Here is a 16,452-nt window from a genome sequence, read left to right as displayed (position 1 = left end):
TACCAACTACAAGATTAACGCCAATTTATTTTTTAGGCTCGCGAGTTCTGTAACGTTTATAGATTTTAAAGCCTAACATGAGTATTATTGCCAAAACAAAAATTCCCAATACGCCAAAAATCCAATTGATAGAATTCTTTAAAATTACTAAAAATACTACCGAAAACAGAATTATAGTTGCTCCTTCATTCCATAAACGCATCTGGTTGGATGTCCATTTTACCACATCCTGTTGAAGTTGCTTAAATATATGGTGAGTTTTTAAATGATAAGCAAAAAGTAGAACCACAAATGTTAGTTTTACGTGCATCCAACCTTGCTGCAACCAAACTGGTTGAATAATTAGAAGCAATACCGCAAAAATGGTTGCTAAAATGGCAGACGGCCAAGTAATAATAAGCCAAAGACGTTTGGCCATAATTTTTAATTGTTCTCCCAAAATTTCTTTATCAGGCGAAGGCTTCGCAAAAGCTTCTATCTGGTAAACAAATAAACGCGGAATGTAAAACAAACCCGCAAACCAAGTCACCACGAAAATAAGATGAAGTGATTTTATATAATTATAATATTCAGCCATAATAAGAGCTAAAGTAATTAATATTTAATAGATGTTGTTTGCATTTCACTAGGTTTTAAATGAAGTCGAACTTCCCGATTCAGGAAAAACCCAGTAACGATAGTTGAAATCACATCTGCTAACGGAAAGGAAATCCAAACGCCTAATTCACCAAAATAATTAGGCAATATGAGTATTAACGGAATAAAGAAAAAGCCCTGCCTAGTTAATGTAAGTAGAAGTGCGGGTACAGCTTTCCCTATCGCCTGAAAATATGCTGAACCTATTAATTGTAATGCAATAATTGGAATAGCTGCAAAAACCCATCGCATAGCACTTGGAGTTTCTTTTAAAATGTATTCATCTTTAGTAAATACCGATACAATTTCTTTCGGAAAAATCATAATCACCGTAAAAACTACCAAGGCTAAAACACTTGCATACATTATTGCTTTATTAATGCTTTCTCTTACTCGTTTAGGATTTTGAGCTCCATAGTTGTAGCCTGCAATTGGCAAAAACCCTTGCGTAACTCCCAATACAGGAAATAAAGCAAACATGAGCATTCTCCCTATAATGGCATAAATCGCTACCGAGGATTCACCGCCAAGTTTAAAGAGAATATTATTCATTAATAAATAAGTAATACTTACCACGGCTTGACGCGCAAGAGTAACAAAGCCTAAAGCACCTATTTCTTTTAAGATTTTTTTATTTAAGCCAAAATGATGGAATGTAATTTTTAATTCAGAATTTTTAGAAAGAAAAAACCAAAGTACATAAAGAAAACATACCGCATAAGAACCTGTTGTAGCCCAAGCTGCGCCTGCCATTCCTAAATCAAAAACATTTATTAAAAAATAATCTGCAATTAAATTTCCTACGGAAGGAATTATCATCGCAATCATCGCAAACTTTGGCTTGCCTTCTGCTCTAATTACATTATTTCCCATCATATTGAGCGCCAAAATAGGAACCCCGTACAATACGATTTTGTAATAAATTTTTGCAGGTTCAAAAATATCTCCTTTTCCACCAAAAGCCGGAATCAGATCGTTAACAAATAACAATCCTGCCACCACAAAACTGGTGGTTAGCAAGATGGTTAAGGTGATTTGGTTTCCAAAAGTTTTTAGCGCTTTCTTTTGATCGTTAGCGCCTAAAGCACGAGAAATCATAGAAGAGCCTCCAATACCTATTGCCATCCCTAAAGCTGCAATAAAGAAGGAAATAGGTAAAACTACATTAATTGCAGCTATCGCTATAGAGCCAATCCAGTTTCCTACAAAAATAGTATCTACTAGAATGTTTAACGACATCACTAGAATACCAATAGAAGCGGGAGCAGACTGTTTGATTAACAATTTGCTAATGGGTTCTTTGCCTAGGGCGGAAGAATCTACTTTTGGCATTAAGCTTTTTGAGTTTCAGGTTGTGTAGCCCACTCGTCTATCCAACGGCTTAAGGTTTTCACCCAATCTTCGCGATCGTTTAAACAAGGAATGAGTGTAAATTCTTCGCCTCCATTTTCTTCAAATATCTCTTTTCCTTCCATGCCTAATTCTTCCAAAGTTTCTAAACAATCAGAAACAAAAGCAGGAGAAACAATGGCCATTTTTTTCATTCCGTTTAGTCCAAATTTTTCGATGGTTCTATCAGTATAAGGTTGTAACCATGGATCGAAACCTAATCTAGATTGAAACGAAGTACTAAAAGTTCCTTCTTTTAACTGTAGCGCTTCTGCTACTTGCTTGGTGGTTTCTTTACATTGATGGCGATAACAAAACTGATGTGCAGGTGAAGCGGTTTGACAACAGCTACCATCTATTTGGCAGTGAGATTTAGTAATATCACTTTTCTTTATATGCCGCTCTGGTACGCCATGATAACTAAACAATAAATGCTCGTAATCTACGCCTTCTAGTTTCTCTGCAATACTTCTAGAAAGTACATTAATATAATCTGGATGATTATAAAATGGAGGAAGCGTGGTGAATTTTACCTGCGGAAAAAATTCTTTTTGTAATTCTTCTGCTAATACCAAGATCGTTTCCGTAGTTGCCATTGCAAATTGCGGGTAAAGTGGCATTAATAAAATTTCATCTACACCTTTATCGACCAATTCTTGCAATCCTTGTTTAATGGAAGGTTCGCCATAACGCATCGCTAAAGCAATGGGTACACCAGTATAATTATCTACTTTTTCTTGCAAACGCTCTGAAAGTACAATTAATGGTGAACCCTCATCCCACCAAATGCGTTGATAAGCAGCAGCAGATTTTTTAGGTCTTGTATTAAGTACAATACCTTTAACGATAAAAGCTCTTAATAAATAAGGAACGTCTATTACGCGTTCATCCATTAAAAACTCGTCAAGGTAATTTTTTACGTCTTTAGGATTGGTACTTTTAGGAGAGCCTAAATTTACCATTAAAACTCCTTTGCTCATATTTTTTCTTTTTCAGTTACAAAAATACAACTATATCTTCAGCGTAAAGCTGATAAACTATTATAGTTTTCTATATTTCTATTTAATTTTATGAATTAGAAATAGGTAAAGCCATAATGTACTTTTTTGGGGTTGTCCCAAACTTCTTTTTAAATGCGGCAATAAAATGGCTTGCCGTACTGTAACCCACACGCAGTCCTACTTCATTCACATTATGTTGTCCAGTTTCTAGCAACTTTCTAGCATAATCCATTTTGTAGTCAAAAAGAAAACCAAAAACAGTTTCACCATAAATTTCTTTAAAACCTTCTTTTAGTTTTTTTAAACTTAAACCTATTTCATCAGAAAGCTCTTGCAAAGAAGGCGGTTCTGCCATACGGTTAATCACAATTTCTTTGGCTTTTCTAATTTTTCGTACGTTCTCTTCATCTACCAAAAATGGACATTGTTCTATATCTGCTTCTTCAGGACGGTTAAAGTATAAGCCTATTAACTCGTAAGCTTTTCCTTTTAAATAAATTTTCTTGACAGAAGGGTGCAAATTAAAATTTAAAATCTGACTTAAAACAACAGCCATTGAAGGACTTACATTTAATTCTTGATAATACTTTTTACCCATATTTTCTTCGGTAAGAAAATGAATATAATCTGCTTCTTCAGAAAACAAAGAGTGTAATTTTTGAATAGAGACCAATACACTTACCATCCAAGATTTTGGAGCAACTTCTAAATGCAAAGGCAAATCTTTAATTGGGTTATACAACAATAAAGCTTTCTCATCTCCTAAATCTAATGCGTAGTTTCCTTCATTAAATTTAAATTTTGCATTGCCTTTTAAACAAAAATGAAATTGAATAAAATCACGATGGGTTTCTTCTGTTAAAACTTTAAAAGAATCTGTATTATTTTGATAGGTTAGAATCTTAAAACTATCTTCTATAGTAACCTTACGAAAAGTACTTTTAGCGTTATTTTTATCTATATCTCCCATCTCTTTTAACTCTCTTTTTATTTAGACTCGTTCTAAAATAAGCGTTTTCAAACTTCTGTCATTGCTACAAAAGTATGTCAAACTCAACAAATATAGACCTTTATACTCAAAAATAACTTCTATCGACAATAAAAGTACTTCTGTCGTTGTTTTTGCAATTCTTTAACGATTAAATTTGCAAACGAATCACGGCTTTTTTCATTAATGCTTACTAGACATATCAATAAACATACTACTTTTTACGCAATTGGTTTAAGCTACCAAAAAGCAGATGCAGAAATTAGAGGTCATTTTAGTTTAGATGAAGATCAAAAACATGCTCTTATTCAAGACGCTAAAAAAGAAGGGATTACCGGAATTTTAGTTACCTCTACCTGTAACAGAACCGAAATTTATGGTTTTGCACAGCATCCTTTTCAGCTTATTAAACTACTTTGCCAGCATACACGTGGCACAGTAGAAGAATTTGAAAAAGTAGCTTACGTATACAAATCACAAGAAGCAATCGCTCATATTTTTAAAGTGGGCACTGGGTTGGATAGTCAGATTTTAGGAGACTTTGAGATTATAAGTCAGTTAAAATATGCCTTTACCATTTCTAAAAATTCAGGAATGACAACGCCTCTTTTAGAACGATTGTTAAATTCTGTAATTCAAGCGAGTAAACGCATTAAGAATGAAACGGAAATTTCTTCTGGCGCCACTTCGGTTTCTTTTGCCTCGGTTCAATATATTTTAAATGAAGTTGAAAACGTTTCAGAAAAAAATATCTTACTTTTTGGAACGGGAAAAATAGGCAGAAATACCTGTGAAAACTTAATTAAGCATACTCAAAATGATCACATCACGCTTATTAACCGTACCAAAGATAAAGCTGAAAAGGTAGCGGGGAAATTCAATTTAATCGTTAAAGATCATGCAGAACTTCAGGCAGAAATTAGAAATACAGATATTTTAATTGTTGCTACAGGAGCACAAAATCCAACGATTTCTAAAGAATTAATTTACTGCAAGAAAGAGTTATTAATTTTAGACCTTTCTATTCCTAAAAATGTTGCCGCCGATGTAGCCAATTTAGAGAATGTAACTCTTGTTCATTTAGATGATCTTTCTAAAATGACAGATCAAACCTTAGAGAATCGTAAAAAACACATTCCACAAGCAAAAAAAATTATAGAAGAAGTAAAAGCAGATTTTAATGCTTGGTTAGAAACCAGAAAATTTGCTCCTACCATAAAAGCTTTAAAGCTTAAACTTGGCGAAATGAAAGATGCTGAGTTAGACTTTCAGCGAAAAAAAATAAACGATTTTAATAATGAACATGCAGAAATTGTAAGCAATCGCATTATTCAAAAAATCATGAATCAATTTGCCAGCCATTTAAAAAATGGTTCCGATTCTACCGATGAAAGCCTCGAGCTTATCAAAAAAGTTTTTCAGTTAGACGAAGTTTCCAAATAAGATGAATAAAACAATACGAATAGGTACCCGCGATAGTGAACTGGCATTATGGCAAGCCAATACCGTAAAATCTAAATTAGAGGCTTTAGGCTATAAAACCGAATTGCTCCCCGTAAAGTCTACTGGAGATTTAAATTTAGATCAACCACTTTACGAAATGGGAATCACTGGGATTTTTACCAAAACTTTAGATGTGGCTATGGTAAAAAATCAAATTGATATTGCCGTACATTCTATGAAAGATGTGCCTACTAAATTGCCTCGAGGGATAGTTCAGGGAGCTGTTTTGCCAAGAGCAAATGTAAAAGATATTCTTATTCATAAAGGTTTAGATTTTCTTGCTACAGAAGGAACTATTGCTACCGGAAGCTTACGTAGAAAAGCCCAATGGCTTAATCGCTACCCTACCCACCAAGTAGAAAATTTGCGCGGTAATGTAAACACACGACTTCAAAAATTACAAGATAACAATTGGAACGGAGCAATTTTTGCCGCTGCCGGTTTAGAGCGTATTAATTTAAAGCCTGAAAACTTTATTAATCTTGACTGGATGATCCCTGCTCCCGCTCAAGGCGCAATGCTTATTGTAGCTAAAGAAAATGATGCATTTTGTAAAGAGGCAGTTGCGCTGTTAAATGACACACCAACCGAAATTTGTGTAGAGATTGAACGAGAATTTCTTAGCGTGCTAGAAGGTGGTTGTACCGCCCCTATTGGAGCTTTAGCAACCATCACAAATGATACTGTTGAATTTACAGGTGCTCTATTTAGCTTAGACGGAAAAATAAAACTGAAAGAAAAAGTTTCTTTTCCCTTAAATAATTACAAAAATCAGGGAGAAAAAGCAGCAAATTCTATACTTTCAAATGGTGGAAAAGAATTGATGATCGACATCAAGTCTAAATTAAATGCTTAATGCTAAAAAAAATTACCCGATCTAATATCATTGTCTGGTTTTTAGACCTGTTTTTAATTGCTTTTTTAGTTATTGATTTCGGGTTTCAGAGTTTTAAAGACTTTAGAACATATAAGCTAATTGCACTCCCAGTATTACTGCTTTCCCTTATTGCTTTTAATATTCATAAATACAAGAATTTTAAAAGTTCACTTAAAATAAAAAAAACAGCTAAGGTGAATTTAATTTTACTTTTACTGTTAGTCGCATTAGAAGTCTTTTCTATTGTTAGTCATTACGAAGGCTCTCTTCTAGATACATTTTTTAAAGAAAGATATGTTATAGAATATGGCTTACTTTTCTATTTCTTCATTAGATTAAGCTTCTTAATGCGCCGTATTTATAGTATTTACTTTAATCCGGCAATTTTATTTGTAGGAAGTTTTGCGCTTATTGCCTTGGCAGGAACATTTTTACTTATGCTGCCCGCTGCTACAACTCACGGAATTAATTTTACAGATGCTTTATTTACAGCGACTAGCGCTACAGCAGTTACTGGACTTATTGTCTTAGATACCGCTAAAGATTTTACCCCATTTGGGCAGACCATTATTATGGTGCTTTTTCAAATTGGAGGTTTAGGCATGTTAACATTTACTTCTTTCTTTGCTTATTTTTTTAAGAGCGGTGCTTCTTTTAAAGAAAGCTTGTATATGAAAGATATTCTAGGTCAAGGAAACCTTAATAGTATTATGCAGGTAGCTATGAGTATTGTGTTGTTCTCATTAGTATTAGAAGCTGCAGGAGCTTTGTTTATCTACTCATCACTTCAGGGAATTGATAGCTTTAAAGATAGGGGGTTTTTTGCTGTTTTTCATGCCATTTCAGCCTATTGTAACGCAGGTTTTTCGCTTTCTTCTGCAGGACTTTTTGAAGAATCATTACGTTATAATTATTACATGCAATGGGTGGTGATGGCCTTAATTGTTTTTGGAGGATTGGGTTATAATATTGCGTCAAATTTTATTCAATATGTAAAGCAATTTATCTATAATTTATTCAATAGAAATCGTAAAAAATTTATCTCTCGAGTAATTACCCTCAATACAAAAATTGTAATTTATACTACGCTTATTTTAATTGTTGCAGGAACAGCTTTTTTCCTCTTTTCAGAACAAAACACCTTTTTAAGCGAACATAAAACTGTATTCGGAAAATTTACTACGGCTATGTTTTCTTCGGTAACTTCTAGGACGGCTGGTTTCAACACGGTTGATATGAGAAATTTCACCGTTCCCGGTATTTTATTTATGATCTTTTTAATGTGGATCGGGGCTTCACCCGCATCTACTGGAGGTGGTATTAAAACAACAACTTTTGCTATTGCAACCATGAATATTTTTTCTATTGCAAGAGACAAATCGAATATAGAAATTGGCACACGAAGAATAGCTAAAGAATCGGTATTAAGAGCTTTCGCCATTATGTCTATTTCATTAGCATCTATAGGTTTAGGTATTTTGCTATTACTTATTTTTAATCCTGAATTCACACTTTTAGAAATTGCGTTTGAAGTGTTTTCGGCATTTAGCACCGTAGGATTATCACTGGGTATCACTTCAGAATTAAGCGATCCTAGTAAATATGTAGTCGTTTTTCTGATGTTTTTTGGAAGAATAGGTCTAATAAACTTAATGATAGGTATTCTTAAAAATGTAAATACAAAAGAATATACTTACCCTAAAGAAAATATTTTAATTAACTAAAAGTTAGCAACGATGAAGGTAGTAGTGATTGGTTTAGGAAATTTTGGAATGTCACTGGCAATACATTTAGCAGATTCTGGTAATGAAGTAATCGTTGCAGACAGAGATATCGAAAAAATAGAACTTATTAAAGATAAGGTTTCTCATGCGGTAGCCATAGACGCTACTAACGAAAACGCTTACCATTCGCTACCTTTAAAAAGCACAGATTTGGCCATTGTTGCTATTGGTGAAAAAGATGGTGCTGCTCTAATGAGCACTGCAATTATTAAAAAAATCACAGAAGCACGCATAGTGGCAAGGTCTTCTTCTCCTATACAAGATACAATTCTAGAAGCAATGGGAGTAGATCAAATTATTCACCCAGAACAAGAGTTTGCAGAACGATTAACTAAAAAAATAAATTTAAAAGGAAGTATAGATAATTTTGAAATTGATGATGATTATTTAGTTTCTGAAGTCTCAGTTTGTGATGAATTGGTCAATAAAGATTTAATCGAATCTAACTTTAGAAGTAAATACAACCTCAACATCATTACCATTTTACGCAAAAAAGAATACAGTAATATTATTGGCAGAAAATCGAGCAAGAAAGAAGTAATTGGTATGCCCAAACCAGAAACCGTATTTCAAAGTAACGATGTATTAGTGGTTTTTGGTAAAAACAGTGACATTCAAAAATACTTAGAGAGAGATGCGAACCGTTCTGATAACTAAAAAACTAACCCAAAGTCAAGCATCACTATTATTTAATGCAGACATTGCTTGGGTAAATTATAGTGCAATTGAAGTTAAATTCAATAAAAAAACAGAACTTCCTAAGTATATTGAAAATGCCATTATTACCAGTAAAAATGCTTGGTTGGCAATAAAAGAAAAAACAACTATTAATCAGGCTTTTGTAGTAGGCAGTAAAACTGAAAATATAGTAGAAGAGGCAAATATTTCTATTATAGAAAAAGCCAATAACGCAAAAGAATTAGCAGATCAAATTATAAAAAAACATGCCGAGAAATCATTTACTTTTCTCTGCGGAAATAAACGAAGAGATGAATTACCAATACTACTTCAACAACATCAAATTCAATTTAATGAAATTGAAGTGTATCAGACTAAACTAAACCCAAAAGAATTTCAACAAGAATTTGATGGAGTTTTGTTTTTTAGTCCAAGTGCGGTAAAAAGTTTTTTTAAATTGAATAAAAGCAGAAATGAAATCGCTTTTTGTATTGGCAATACAACCGCACAAGAAGCAAAAAAATATACCTCAACGATTAGAGTTGCCAACCAACCAACTATTGAAAACGTGATCGTTCAGGTAGTAAAAGAATTTAAAATTAACAAATAAGATAAAGCTGAATACTAATCAGCTGTTTCATAAAAGATAAACTAAAGATGATTAAAAACGATTTATTTTTAAAAGCTTTAAAAGGAGAAACGGTAGAACGCCCACCAGTTTGGATGATGCGTCAAGCGGGTCGTTACTTACCAGACTTTATGAAGCTCAAAGAAAAATACGATTTCTTTACACGATGCAGAACTCCTGAGTTGGCAACGGAAATTACCGTGATGCCTATTCATCAAGTAGGGACAGATGCTGCCATTTTATTTAGTGACATCTTGGTGGTTCCGCAAGCGATGGGAGTTGAGATTGAAATGAAATCCGGCGTTGGCCCTTGGTTACCTACTCCAATAAGAACACCTAAACAAGTTAGTGAAGTTATTGTACCTAATGTTTATGAAGAATTAGGTTACGTTTACGAAGCTATTAAAATGACCAAGCAAGAACTTAATGATGAAGTTCCGTTAATTGGTTTTGCCGGCTCTCCGTGGACTATTCTTTGTTATTTAGTACAGGGGCAAGGTTCTAAAAATTTTGATAAAGCCAAAGAGTTTTGTTTCACACAACCTATGGCTGCACATACATTATTACAAAAAATTACAGACACAACCATTGCTTATTTAAAAGGAAAAGTAGAAGCAGGGGTAGATGCGCTTCAAATTTTTGATTCTTGGGGAGGAATGCTTTCTCCAACAGATTATCAAGAATTTTCTTGGAAGTATATTCAACAAATCATCGATACTTTAAAAGATGAAGTTCCTGTCATTGCCTTTGGTAAAGGTTGTTGGTTTGCACTAAAAGAAATGAGCGAATCTGGCGCTTCTGCACTTGGTGTAGATTGGACGTGTTCACCTAGAAATGCCCGTTACTTAAGTGGCGGAGAGATTACCTTACAAGGTAATTTTGACCCTTCACGCTTATTTTCGCCGCCAAAAGAAATTAAAACAATGGTGCACAAAATGATAGACGATTTTGGTAAAGACCGTTACATTGTAAACCTTGGGCACGGTATTTTACCTAACATTCCTGTAGAAAATGCCAAAGCTTTTGTAGATGCGGTAAAAGAATACCAGCCAAAATAAATGGCAATCTGGGCTAGAATAAAACAACTAGATTTGAAGCAAAGCTTCATTTTAGGTAAAACCTTTTTATTTAAGCCTGGTTTACTTCTTCCTACCTATCGAGCGACCAAAAACACCGTTGAAATTTGCAATCAGTTATTTGGCAAAGCGCATCATCAAGACAATAAAACCAATGCTTTTCGGCATGCGCTATGGAATTTTTTAATTGCAGAAGCTTCCCTTCCGCAGTGTAAAGAGAAAAACAAGGCAATAGCGTGGGCGAAAGAAATTACAGATTTACACGAAAAACTTTCGCCTAATCCAAAACTGCCACGTGCGATGGATTTACATAACAATAAAATAGGAAGAAAACTTTTTGAGCAAGGAGTCACTTCTACAAAAATTATTGAAAAGCTTGAAGCGATGATGAATGAAGCTCAACAAATTAATTCTACTAAAGAAGTGATAGAAGGAAAATTAGTTTTTATAGAAAAATGTCTAAATAAATAATTATGCTAAGTAAAGGAATTAAAGACGAAGAGAAAGAACAAGTAGATAAAGCGTTAAATCAATTATTAACTTGGAGTTATATTCCTGAAGAATGGCAAAAACAAGATCGTGAAAAATTTAGTTTACATCTTAAACAACAATTAGACTACACACTTAATGAACTTCTTGCGGCAGAAAACGACGATTTTAAAAAGCATTTAAATAAAAAGAAGTTTGATTTTGATTTATATGAAAAATTAGCAGATCTCTTTCAGCAAATCATAGATTTAGAAACGCCAGCACATCAAGCATTGCTCGCAGAAAAAATCATCTTTATTTACGAAACTGCGCAAGAAGAGAGCAAAACATTTTCTTTTGATTTGGTTCAAAAAATTAGCGCTACACAAAAATACCTTAGTAACTCATGAAAGAACAATTTTATCAATATATAGAAACGCTTCAAGACACGATTACTCAGAAATTACAAGAGATTGACGGCAAAGCTAAATTTCATGAAGACCTTTGGGAACGTGAAGAAGGTGGCGGCGGAAGAACACGTGTGATTGAAAATGGAAATATTTTTGAAAAAGGAGGTGTAAATATTTCGGCAGTTCACGGACCGCTAGCTCCTGCGATGCAAAAATATTTTAACGTAGGTGATGTTCACTTTTTTGCCTGTGGTTTAAGTTTAGTTATTCATCCCAAAAGCCCAATGGTGCCAACCGTTCACGCTAATTGGCGTTACTTTGAAATGTACGATAAAGAAGGAAATGTAATAGATCAGTGGTTTGGCGGCGGGCAAGACCTTACTCCCTATTATTTATTTGAAGAAGATGCTAAACATTTTCATCAAGTTTCTAAAAGCGCTTGTGACCAACACGACACAAGTTTTTATGCTGAATATAAAAAGAAATGCGACGACTATTTCTGGAACTCTCATAGACATGAAGCTCGTGGTATTGGTGGTTTATTTTTTGATTACTTAAAAGCAAATGAAGAAAAAACTATTGAAGACTGGTATAATTTTGTAACCGAAGTAGGAGATAGTTTTTTAGAAGCTTATATTCCTATTGTTGAAAAAAGAAAAGAACTTACTTATAATCAAACGCATAAAGATTGGCAAGAAGTGCGAAGAGGTCGTTATGTAGAATTTAACTTGGTACACGATAAAGGAACTTTATTTGGTCTTAAAACCAACGGAAGAATAGAAAGTATTTTAATGAGTTTGCCACCACACGTGCAATGGGTGTACAACCAAACACCAGAAGCTGGCAGTGAAGAAGAAAAGCTGCTAAATGTATTAAAAAAGCCGGTGAAGTGGGTTTAATTTTTTTAGCTGTTTGCCTTCAGCTATAAGCTTTAAAAGTTTATCTATGAGAAATTATAAGAATTATTTGATTTGGGAAAAAGCACATCAATTCACTCTAAATATTTATCAAATAACCAGCGAATTTCCCAAATAAGAGCTTTATAACCTAGTTAGTCAAATGAGGAGATCAGCTAGTTCAATACCTACAAATATTGCAGAAGGCTGCGGAAGAAATTCAGATAAAGATTTTTTAAGGTTTCTTTATTTTGCTTTCGGATCTGCAAATGAAATAGAATATCAAATTATACTTAGTATCGATCTTAAATTCATTAAACAAGAAAAAGGAAAAAATATTCTTCAAGATATTGAAGAGATTAAAAAGATGCTAAATTCATTAATAAAGAAAATAACCAGCTAATTGCGAGAAGCTAACAGCTAAATTTTTTAAATAAATTATGTTCCCACTACAAAGAAATAGAAGATTACGTACCAACGAATCGATTAGAAGTTTAGTAAGAGAAACAAACGTAAGTCCACAAGATTTTATGTGCCCTATGTTTGTAACCGAAGGAAAAGGAATAAAAACAGAAGTACCTTCTATGCCGGGAGTTTACCGTCAATCTTTAGATGGTACTGTACAAGAAGTAAAAGAATTATGGTCTTTAGGCGTAAAAGCGGTTAATCTTTATGCCAAAGTAAGTGAAGATTTAAAAGACAATACAGGGAAAGAAGCTTGGAACAAAGATGGCTTAATGCAACAAACCATTAAAGCTATTAAAGATGCTGTCCCAGAAATGATTGTAATGCCAGATGTTGCCTTAGATCCTTATTCTATTTATGGTCATGACGGCATTATTGAAAATGGACAAATTGCTAACGACCCTACAAATGATGCTTTAACTAAAATGAGTATTAGCCACGCTGAAGCTGGAGCAGATTTTATTGCGCCTAGCGATATGATGGATGGTAGAATTTTATCCATAAGAAATGGCTTAGAAGAAAACGGATTTTCTAACGTGGGTATCATGAGTTACAGCGCCAAATACGCCTCTGCATTTTACGGCCCGTTTCGTGATGCCTTAGATTCTGCTCCAAAAGACAGTACTGTAAAAGTGCCAAAAGATAAAAAAACATATCAGATGGATTTTGCCAACCGTACCGAAGCCATTAAAGAAGCCATTCACGATGTAGAAGAAGGTGCAGATATTGTAATGGTTAAACCAGGATTATGTTATCTAGATGTAGTAAGAGAAGTTAAAAATGCAGTTAACGTACCAGTAGCAGTCTACCAAGTTTCTGGTGAATATGCGATGATTAAAGCAGCATCAGAAAAAGGTTGGATAGATCACGATGCTGTCTTATTAGAACAATTAACAGCCATTAAAAGAGCTGGAGCTAGCATTATTTCAACTTATTTTGCAAAACACGCTGCCAAATTATTAAATGATTAACTTTGGCACATCATTAGCTAAGTAGTTTGAGATGAAATTTTTAAATTGAAAAATTCAATTAAATATATATTAGTACTTGTTACTTGTTGTTTTGTATGGCTTCCCGCTTGGGCTGCCATACAAAATGATTTTAACCAAGCGGAACTGACAGAAGTTTCAAAAAACAAGTACGAACTCAAAAACTCACATTTTCAACAAAATGTTTTTATTGAAGATGATGTTAATTTCGTCATTGATACGGAAGATCTCTCTGACTCAGAAAATTTTTCTTTTTCAGGAAACTTAAATCATATAAGTTTTCAAGCGCGAGAAAACTCGCTATTCAATTCTTCTAGAAATCTCACCAATAAAGAAGACCGTAGAAAAAAAGTTCTCCAACACATTTACCCTTTCCATTTTTTCTTCTGAAAAAAGTATCCTACCCTAAAATTTATTCAGCTTAAATATAACAAGCTGATAATCAAATTTATTATTTAATCGCATCTAGCAGTATTGTTAGTGCAAAATATTATTTATTATGGATACATCTTCTATCATCATAGGGGTTTTCTTTTTAGTACTTTTTATGGCTCCCCTTATATTTATCATCTTAAAACAAAAAAAATTTCAGCATAAATATCAGCAAAAGCTAAAAGAGGTTGCAAAAACTAATAGCTTAAACCTTACTAGCACAGAAATTAATTACTGGTCTTTCTTAGGCTTTGATCAGGTAAAAAAAGTTTTGCTGCTTGGTGACACCTATCATCCTGAACATATAGAACAACTTTCGCTTTCAGAAATTCATCACAGTCAGCTTATTGCGCCAGGTAAAAAAACCTCTGAAATAAAAGAAATAAAGGTTAAACTATCTGGACATTTTGGAGTCAAAGAAATTGTATTTTATAAAGACGAAGACAATATTTCTGCAGATGCTGCAGTTTATTTAAATACGGCTAAAAAATGGTTAGGCACAATTCAAAAAGCTTAACCTAGAAAGACTCCCCGATTACCCCACTCGGGGATGTCTTTCTTATAAATTTTAGTTTCTTTTTAAGAAGAGCTTCTGCAATTAATTTATACCTTGTCGCTATAACCACTTCAAGATGACATTACTAATTGTTTACGCCTTACTTTCTATTTGTATTTCTTTTCTATGTTCTGTATTAGAAGCTACGCTTTTAAGTGTAACACCAACTTATATAAGAATTAAAAAGAAAGAAGGTAAATCTTTTGCTACCACTTTAGAAAAATTTAAAAAAGATGTAGATCAACCATTAATTGCTATTTTAACTTTAAATACTGTTGCCCATACAGTAGGTGCAATTTTAGTTGGAGTTCAAGCAGAAAAAACTTTTGGTAGCGGTAATAATTCTGTAGGTATTGTTTCTACAATTATGACCCTTCTTATTTTAATTGTTTCAGAAATTATACCTAAAACAATTGGCGCCAATTATTGGAAATCGTTAGGTAATTTCACTTCAAAAGCATTAACCGCTATTCTTTTTCCTTTAAGATACTTAGGTGTTTTATGGATTTTAATGTTGTTTACTCGACTCATCGGTAAATCTACGCATGGCAATCATATGAGTAAAGAAGAGTTTATGGCATTAACAGATGCTGCTGAAAAAGAAGGAGTTTTTGAGAAAAGTGAATCTAAGTTTATTAAAAATCTAATGCTCTATAAATCTATTTTAGCCAAAGATGTAATGACACCTTTCTCTGTGGTTATCTCTGCAGATGAAAAAATGGCTATTGAAGATTTCCACAAGCAACATAAAAAATTAAAATTTTCTAGAATACCAATCTACAAAAATCGTCCTAACAACATCACCGGTTTTATTTTAAGAGATGATTTTTTAGAAGAAATTATAAATAGTAATGGTAATCAACCTTTATCATCTATTAAACGTGAATTATTGATAACCCAAGCACAAACTCCTATTCAACATTTATTTGATATCCTTATAGAAAAAAGAGCTCATATTGCCGTGGTTACCGATGAATTTGGAAATACCGTAGGAGTGATTACCATGGAAGATGTGATTGAAACTTTGCTCGGGCTTGAAATTATGGATGAAAACGACAACATTGCAGATATGCAGCATCTAGCACGGCAAAACTGGGAAAAACGCTCTAAAAACCTCGGAATCATTTCTCACCCTAAAGAAAACAAAAAAGAAAAAGTTTCAGAAGATTCAAATGAAAAAAGCGATAATTAAAACTCCACTAGGCATTGCTAAAATTGAAGGAAATGAACATGGAGTTTCTAAAGTTTATATCGCTAACGATACTGATTTTATTACTACAGAAATCCCTACTGAATTAAAAAAAGCTACCCTTCAATTACAAGAATATTTTAAAGGAATACGAAAAGAATTTACTTTTAAAACAAATTTAAAGGGAACTGAATTTCAACAAAAAGTTTGGAAAGCATTAGTAGAAATTCCTCACGGAAAAACCGTTTCATACCTCGAGATTTCTAAAAAAATAGGTGACGTAAAAGCGATTCGGGCAGTGGCTGCGGCTAATGGTAAAAATCCATTATGGATTGTAGTTCCTTGTCATCGGGTAATTGGAAGCGATGGTTCACTAACTGGTTATGCTGGCGGACTTTGGCGGAAAAAATGGTTATTAGATCATGAAAGCCCCTCACCACAACAATCTCTTTTTTGAAAACTAGAGTTTAATATATTGAAATCTTCC

General features: G+C 33.5%; 19 protein-coding genes. 15 read left to right on the top strand and 4 right to left on the bottom strand.

Annotated elements, in window-relative coordinates; translation table 11 throughout:
* Positions 1–25: 25 nt before the first annotated feature.
* The 4 genes from KW502_RS07670 to KW502_RS07655 form a co-directional block, all read right to left on the bottom strand.
* Positions 26–577: a CopD family protein gene (locus KW502_RS07670; RefSeq protein WP_219039962.1), complete on the bottom strand. Its 552-nt coding sequence runs from the start codon at positions 575–577 to the stop codon at positions 26–28.
* A 17-nt stretch (positions 578–594) separates the two neighbouring features.
* Positions 595–1,968 carry an MATE family efflux transporter gene (locus KW502_RS07665; RefSeq protein ID WP_219039961.1) on the bottom strand — a complete coding sequence of 458 codons (1,374 nt, stop codon included), beginning with the start codon at positions 1,966–1,968 and terminating at the stop codon, positions 595–597.
* Positions 1,968–3,005, bottom strand: coding sequence for a ferrochelatase (gene hemH, locus KW502_RS07660; protein WP_219039960.1), 1,038 nt, complete (start codon positions 3,003–3,005; stop codon positions 1,968–1,970). The genes KW502_RS07665 and hemH overlap by 1 nt, the downstream gene beginning before the upstream one ends.
* Before the next feature lie 88 nt (positions 3,006–3,093).
* On the bottom strand, positions 3,094–3,996 hold the full coding sequence (locus tag KW502_RS07655) for an AraC family transcriptional regulator (RefSeq protein ID WP_219039959.1): 903 nt from the start codon (positions 3,994–3,996) through the stop codon (positions 3,094–3,096).
* 204 nt (positions 3,997–4,200) lie between these two features.
* On the opposite strand from KW502_RS07655, the gene hemA reads away from it, so the two are divergent.
* The 15 genes from hemA (at position 4,201) to KW502_RS07580 (ending at position 16,422) form a co-directional block, all read left to right on the top strand.
* Positions 4,201–5,457, top strand: a complete 1,257-nt coding sequence (gene hemA, locus KW502_RS07650; RefSeq protein WP_219039958.1) for a glutamyl-tRNA reductase — start codon at positions 4,201–4,203, stop codon at positions 5,455–5,457.
* 1 nt (position 5,458) lies between these two features.
* Entirely contained in the window at positions 5,459–6,373 is a 915-nt protein-coding gene (gene hemC, locus KW502_RS07645) for a hydroxymethylbilane synthase (RefSeq protein WP_219039957.1), read from the top strand.
* Positions 6,374–6,588: 215 nt separating this feature from the next.
* Positions 6,589–8,118 (top strand): TrkH family potassium uptake protein, encoded by a 1,530-nt coding sequence (locus KW502_RS07640; protein WP_369412518.1) that lies wholly within the window; start codon positions 6,589–6,591, stop codon positions 8,116–8,118.
* 12 nt (positions 8,119–8,130) lie between these two features.
* Positions 8,131–8,835 carry a potassium channel family protein gene (locus KW502_RS07635; RefSeq protein WP_219039955.1) on the top strand — a complete coding sequence of 235 codons (705 nt, stop codon included), beginning with the start codon at positions 8,131–8,133 and terminating at the stop codon, positions 8,833–8,835.
* The gene (locus KW502_RS07630) at positions 8,813–9,466 is read left to right on the top strand and encodes a uroporphyrinogen-III synthase (RefSeq protein WP_219039954.1); all 654 of its coding nucleotides are present in this window, start codon (positions 8,813–8,815) and stop codon (positions 9,464–9,466) included. Before KW502_RS07635 ends, KW502_RS07630 begins: the two co-directional genes overlap by 23 nt.
* Before the next feature lie 47 nt (positions 9,467–9,513).
* Positions 9,514–10,542 (top strand): uroporphyrinogen decarboxylase, encoded by a 1,029-nt coding sequence (hemE, locus tag KW502_RS07625; protein WP_219039953.1) that lies wholly within the window; start codon positions 9,514–9,516, stop codon positions 10,540–10,542.
* Positions 10,543–11,031: a DUF6973 domain-containing protein gene (locus KW502_RS07620; RefSeq protein WP_219039952.1), complete on the top strand. Its 489-nt coding sequence runs from the start codon at positions 10,543–10,545 to the stop codon at positions 11,029–11,031. It begins immediately after the preceding gene.
* 2 nt (positions 11,032–11,033) lie between these two features.
* On the top strand, positions 11,034–11,438 hold the full coding sequence (locus KW502_RS07615) for a hypothetical protein (RefSeq protein ID WP_219039951.1): 405 nt from the start codon (positions 11,034–11,036) through the stop codon (positions 11,436–11,438).
* Positions 11,435–12,337 carry an oxygen-dependent coproporphyrinogen oxidase gene (gene hemF, locus KW502_RS07610; RefSeq protein WP_219039950.1) on the top strand — a complete coding sequence of 301 codons (903 nt, stop codon included), beginning with the start codon at positions 11,435–11,437 and terminating at the stop codon, positions 12,335–12,337. Before KW502_RS07615 ends, hemF begins: the two co-directional genes overlap by 4 nt.
* 160 nt (positions 12,338–12,497) lie before the next feature.
* Complete coding sequence (locus KW502_RS07605; RefSeq protein WP_439651392.1) at positions 12,498–12,737, top strand: four helix bundle protein; 240 nt, start codon at positions 12,498–12,500, stop codon at positions 12,735–12,737.
* Positions 12,738–12,774: 37 nt separating this feature from the next.
* Positions 12,775–13,770: a porphobilinogen synthase gene (hemB, locus tag KW502_RS07600; RefSeq protein WP_219039949.1), complete on the top strand. Its 996-nt coding sequence runs from the start codon at positions 12,775–12,777 to the stop codon at positions 13,768–13,770.
* Between the two features lie 45 nt (positions 13,771–13,815).
* Complete coding sequence (locus tag KW502_RS07595; RefSeq protein ID WP_219039948.1) at positions 13,816–14,178, top strand: hypothetical protein; 363 nt, start codon at positions 13,816–13,818, stop codon at positions 14,176–14,178.
* 109 nt (positions 14,179–14,287) lie between these two features.
* A complete protein-coding gene (locus KW502_RS07590) occupies positions 14,288–14,737 on the top strand; it encodes a hypothetical protein (protein ID WP_219039947.1) in 450 nt (149 codons plus the stop codon).
* Positions 14,738–14,852: 115 nt separating this feature from the next.
* Positions 14,853–15,968: a CNNM domain-containing protein gene (locus KW502_RS07585; RefSeq protein WP_219039946.1), complete on the top strand. Its 1,116-nt coding sequence runs from the start codon at positions 14,853–14,855 to the stop codon at positions 15,966–15,968.
* A complete protein-coding gene (locus KW502_RS07580) occupies positions 15,949–16,422 on the top strand; it encodes a methylated-DNA--[protein]-cysteine S-methyltransferase (protein ID WP_219039945.1) in 474 nt (157 codons plus the stop codon). The genes KW502_RS07585 and KW502_RS07580 overlap by 20 nt, the downstream gene beginning before the upstream one ends.
* Positions 16,423–16,452: the final 30 nt, after the last annotated feature.

The organism is Mesonia aestuariivivens (genome assembly GCF_019311235.1).
Taxonomy (GTDB): Bacteria; Bacteroidota; Bacteroidia; order Flavobacteriales; family Flavobacteriaceae; genus Mesonia; species Mesonia aestuariivivens.
Note: the sequence above shows the minus strand (reverse complement) of the source record. Positions and strands in the feature narration are given on the sequence as shown.

Excerpts from the sequence above, each read along its gene's own strand:
- KW502_RS07655 (WP_219039959.1), bottom strand. The coding sequence starts at position 3,996 with ATGGGAGATATAGATAAAAATAACGCTAAAAGTACTTTTCGTAAGGTT.
- hemB (WP_219039949.1), top strand. The coding sequence starts at position 12,775 with ATGTTCCCACTACAAAGAAATAGAAGATTACGTACCAACGAATCGATT.
- KW502_RS07585 (WP_219039946.1), top strand. The coding sequence starts at position 14,853 with ATGACATTACTAATTGTTTACGCCTTACTTTCTATTTGTATTTCTTTT.
- KW502_RS07580 (WP_219039945.1), top strand. The coding sequence starts at position 15,949 with ATGAAAAAAGCGATAATTAAAACTCCACTAGGCATTGCTAAAATTGAA.
- hemC (WP_219039957.1), top strand. The coding sequence starts at position 5,459 with ATGAATAAAACAATACGAATAGGTACCCGCGATAGTGAACTGGCATTA.
- KW502_RS07590 (WP_219039947.1), top strand. The coding sequence starts at position 14,288 with ATGGATACATCTTCTATCATCATAGGGGTTTTCTTTTTAGTACTTTTT.
- KW502_RS07665 (WP_219039961.1), bottom strand. The coding sequence starts at position 1,968 with ATGCCAAAAGTAGATTCTTCCGCCCTAGGCAAAGAACCCATTAGCAAA.
- KW502_RS07615 (WP_219039951.1), top strand. The coding sequence starts at position 11,034 with ATGCTAAGTAAAGGAATTAAAGACGAAGAGAAAGAACAAGTAGATAAA.
- KW502_RS07620 (WP_219039952.1), top strand. The coding sequence starts at position 10,543 with ATGGCAATCTGGGCTAGAATAAAACAACTAGATTTGAAGCAAAGCTTC.
- hemH (WP_219039960.1), bottom strand. The coding sequence starts at position 3,005 with ATGAGCAAAGGAGTTTTAATGGTAAATTTAGGCTCTCCTAAAAGTACC.
- hemF (WP_219039950.1), top strand. The coding sequence starts at position 11,435 with ATGAAAGAACAATTTTATCAATATATAGAAACGCTTCAAGACACGATT.
- KW502_RS07635 (WP_219039955.1), top strand. The coding sequence starts at position 8,131 with ATGAAGGTAGTAGTGATTGGTTTAGGAAATTTTGGAATGTCACTGGCA.
- KW502_RS07670 (WP_219039962.1), bottom strand. The coding sequence starts at position 577 with ATGGCTGAATATTATAATTATATAAAATCACTTCATCTTATTTTCGTG.
- hemA (WP_219039958.1), top strand. The coding sequence starts at position 4,201 with ATGCTTACTAGACATATCAATAAACATACTACTTTTTACGCAATTGGT.
- hemE (WP_219039953.1), top strand. The coding sequence starts at position 9,514 with ATGATTAAAAACGATTTATTTTTAAAAGCTTTAAAAGGAGAAACGGTA.
- KW502_RS07605 (WP_439651392.1), top strand. The coding sequence starts at position 12,498 with ATGAGGAGATCAGCTAGTTCAATACCTACAAATATTGCAGAAGGCTGC.
- KW502_RS07630 (WP_219039954.1), top strand. The coding sequence starts at position 8,813 with ATGCGAACCGTTCTGATAACTAAAAAACTAACCCAAAGTCAAGCATCA.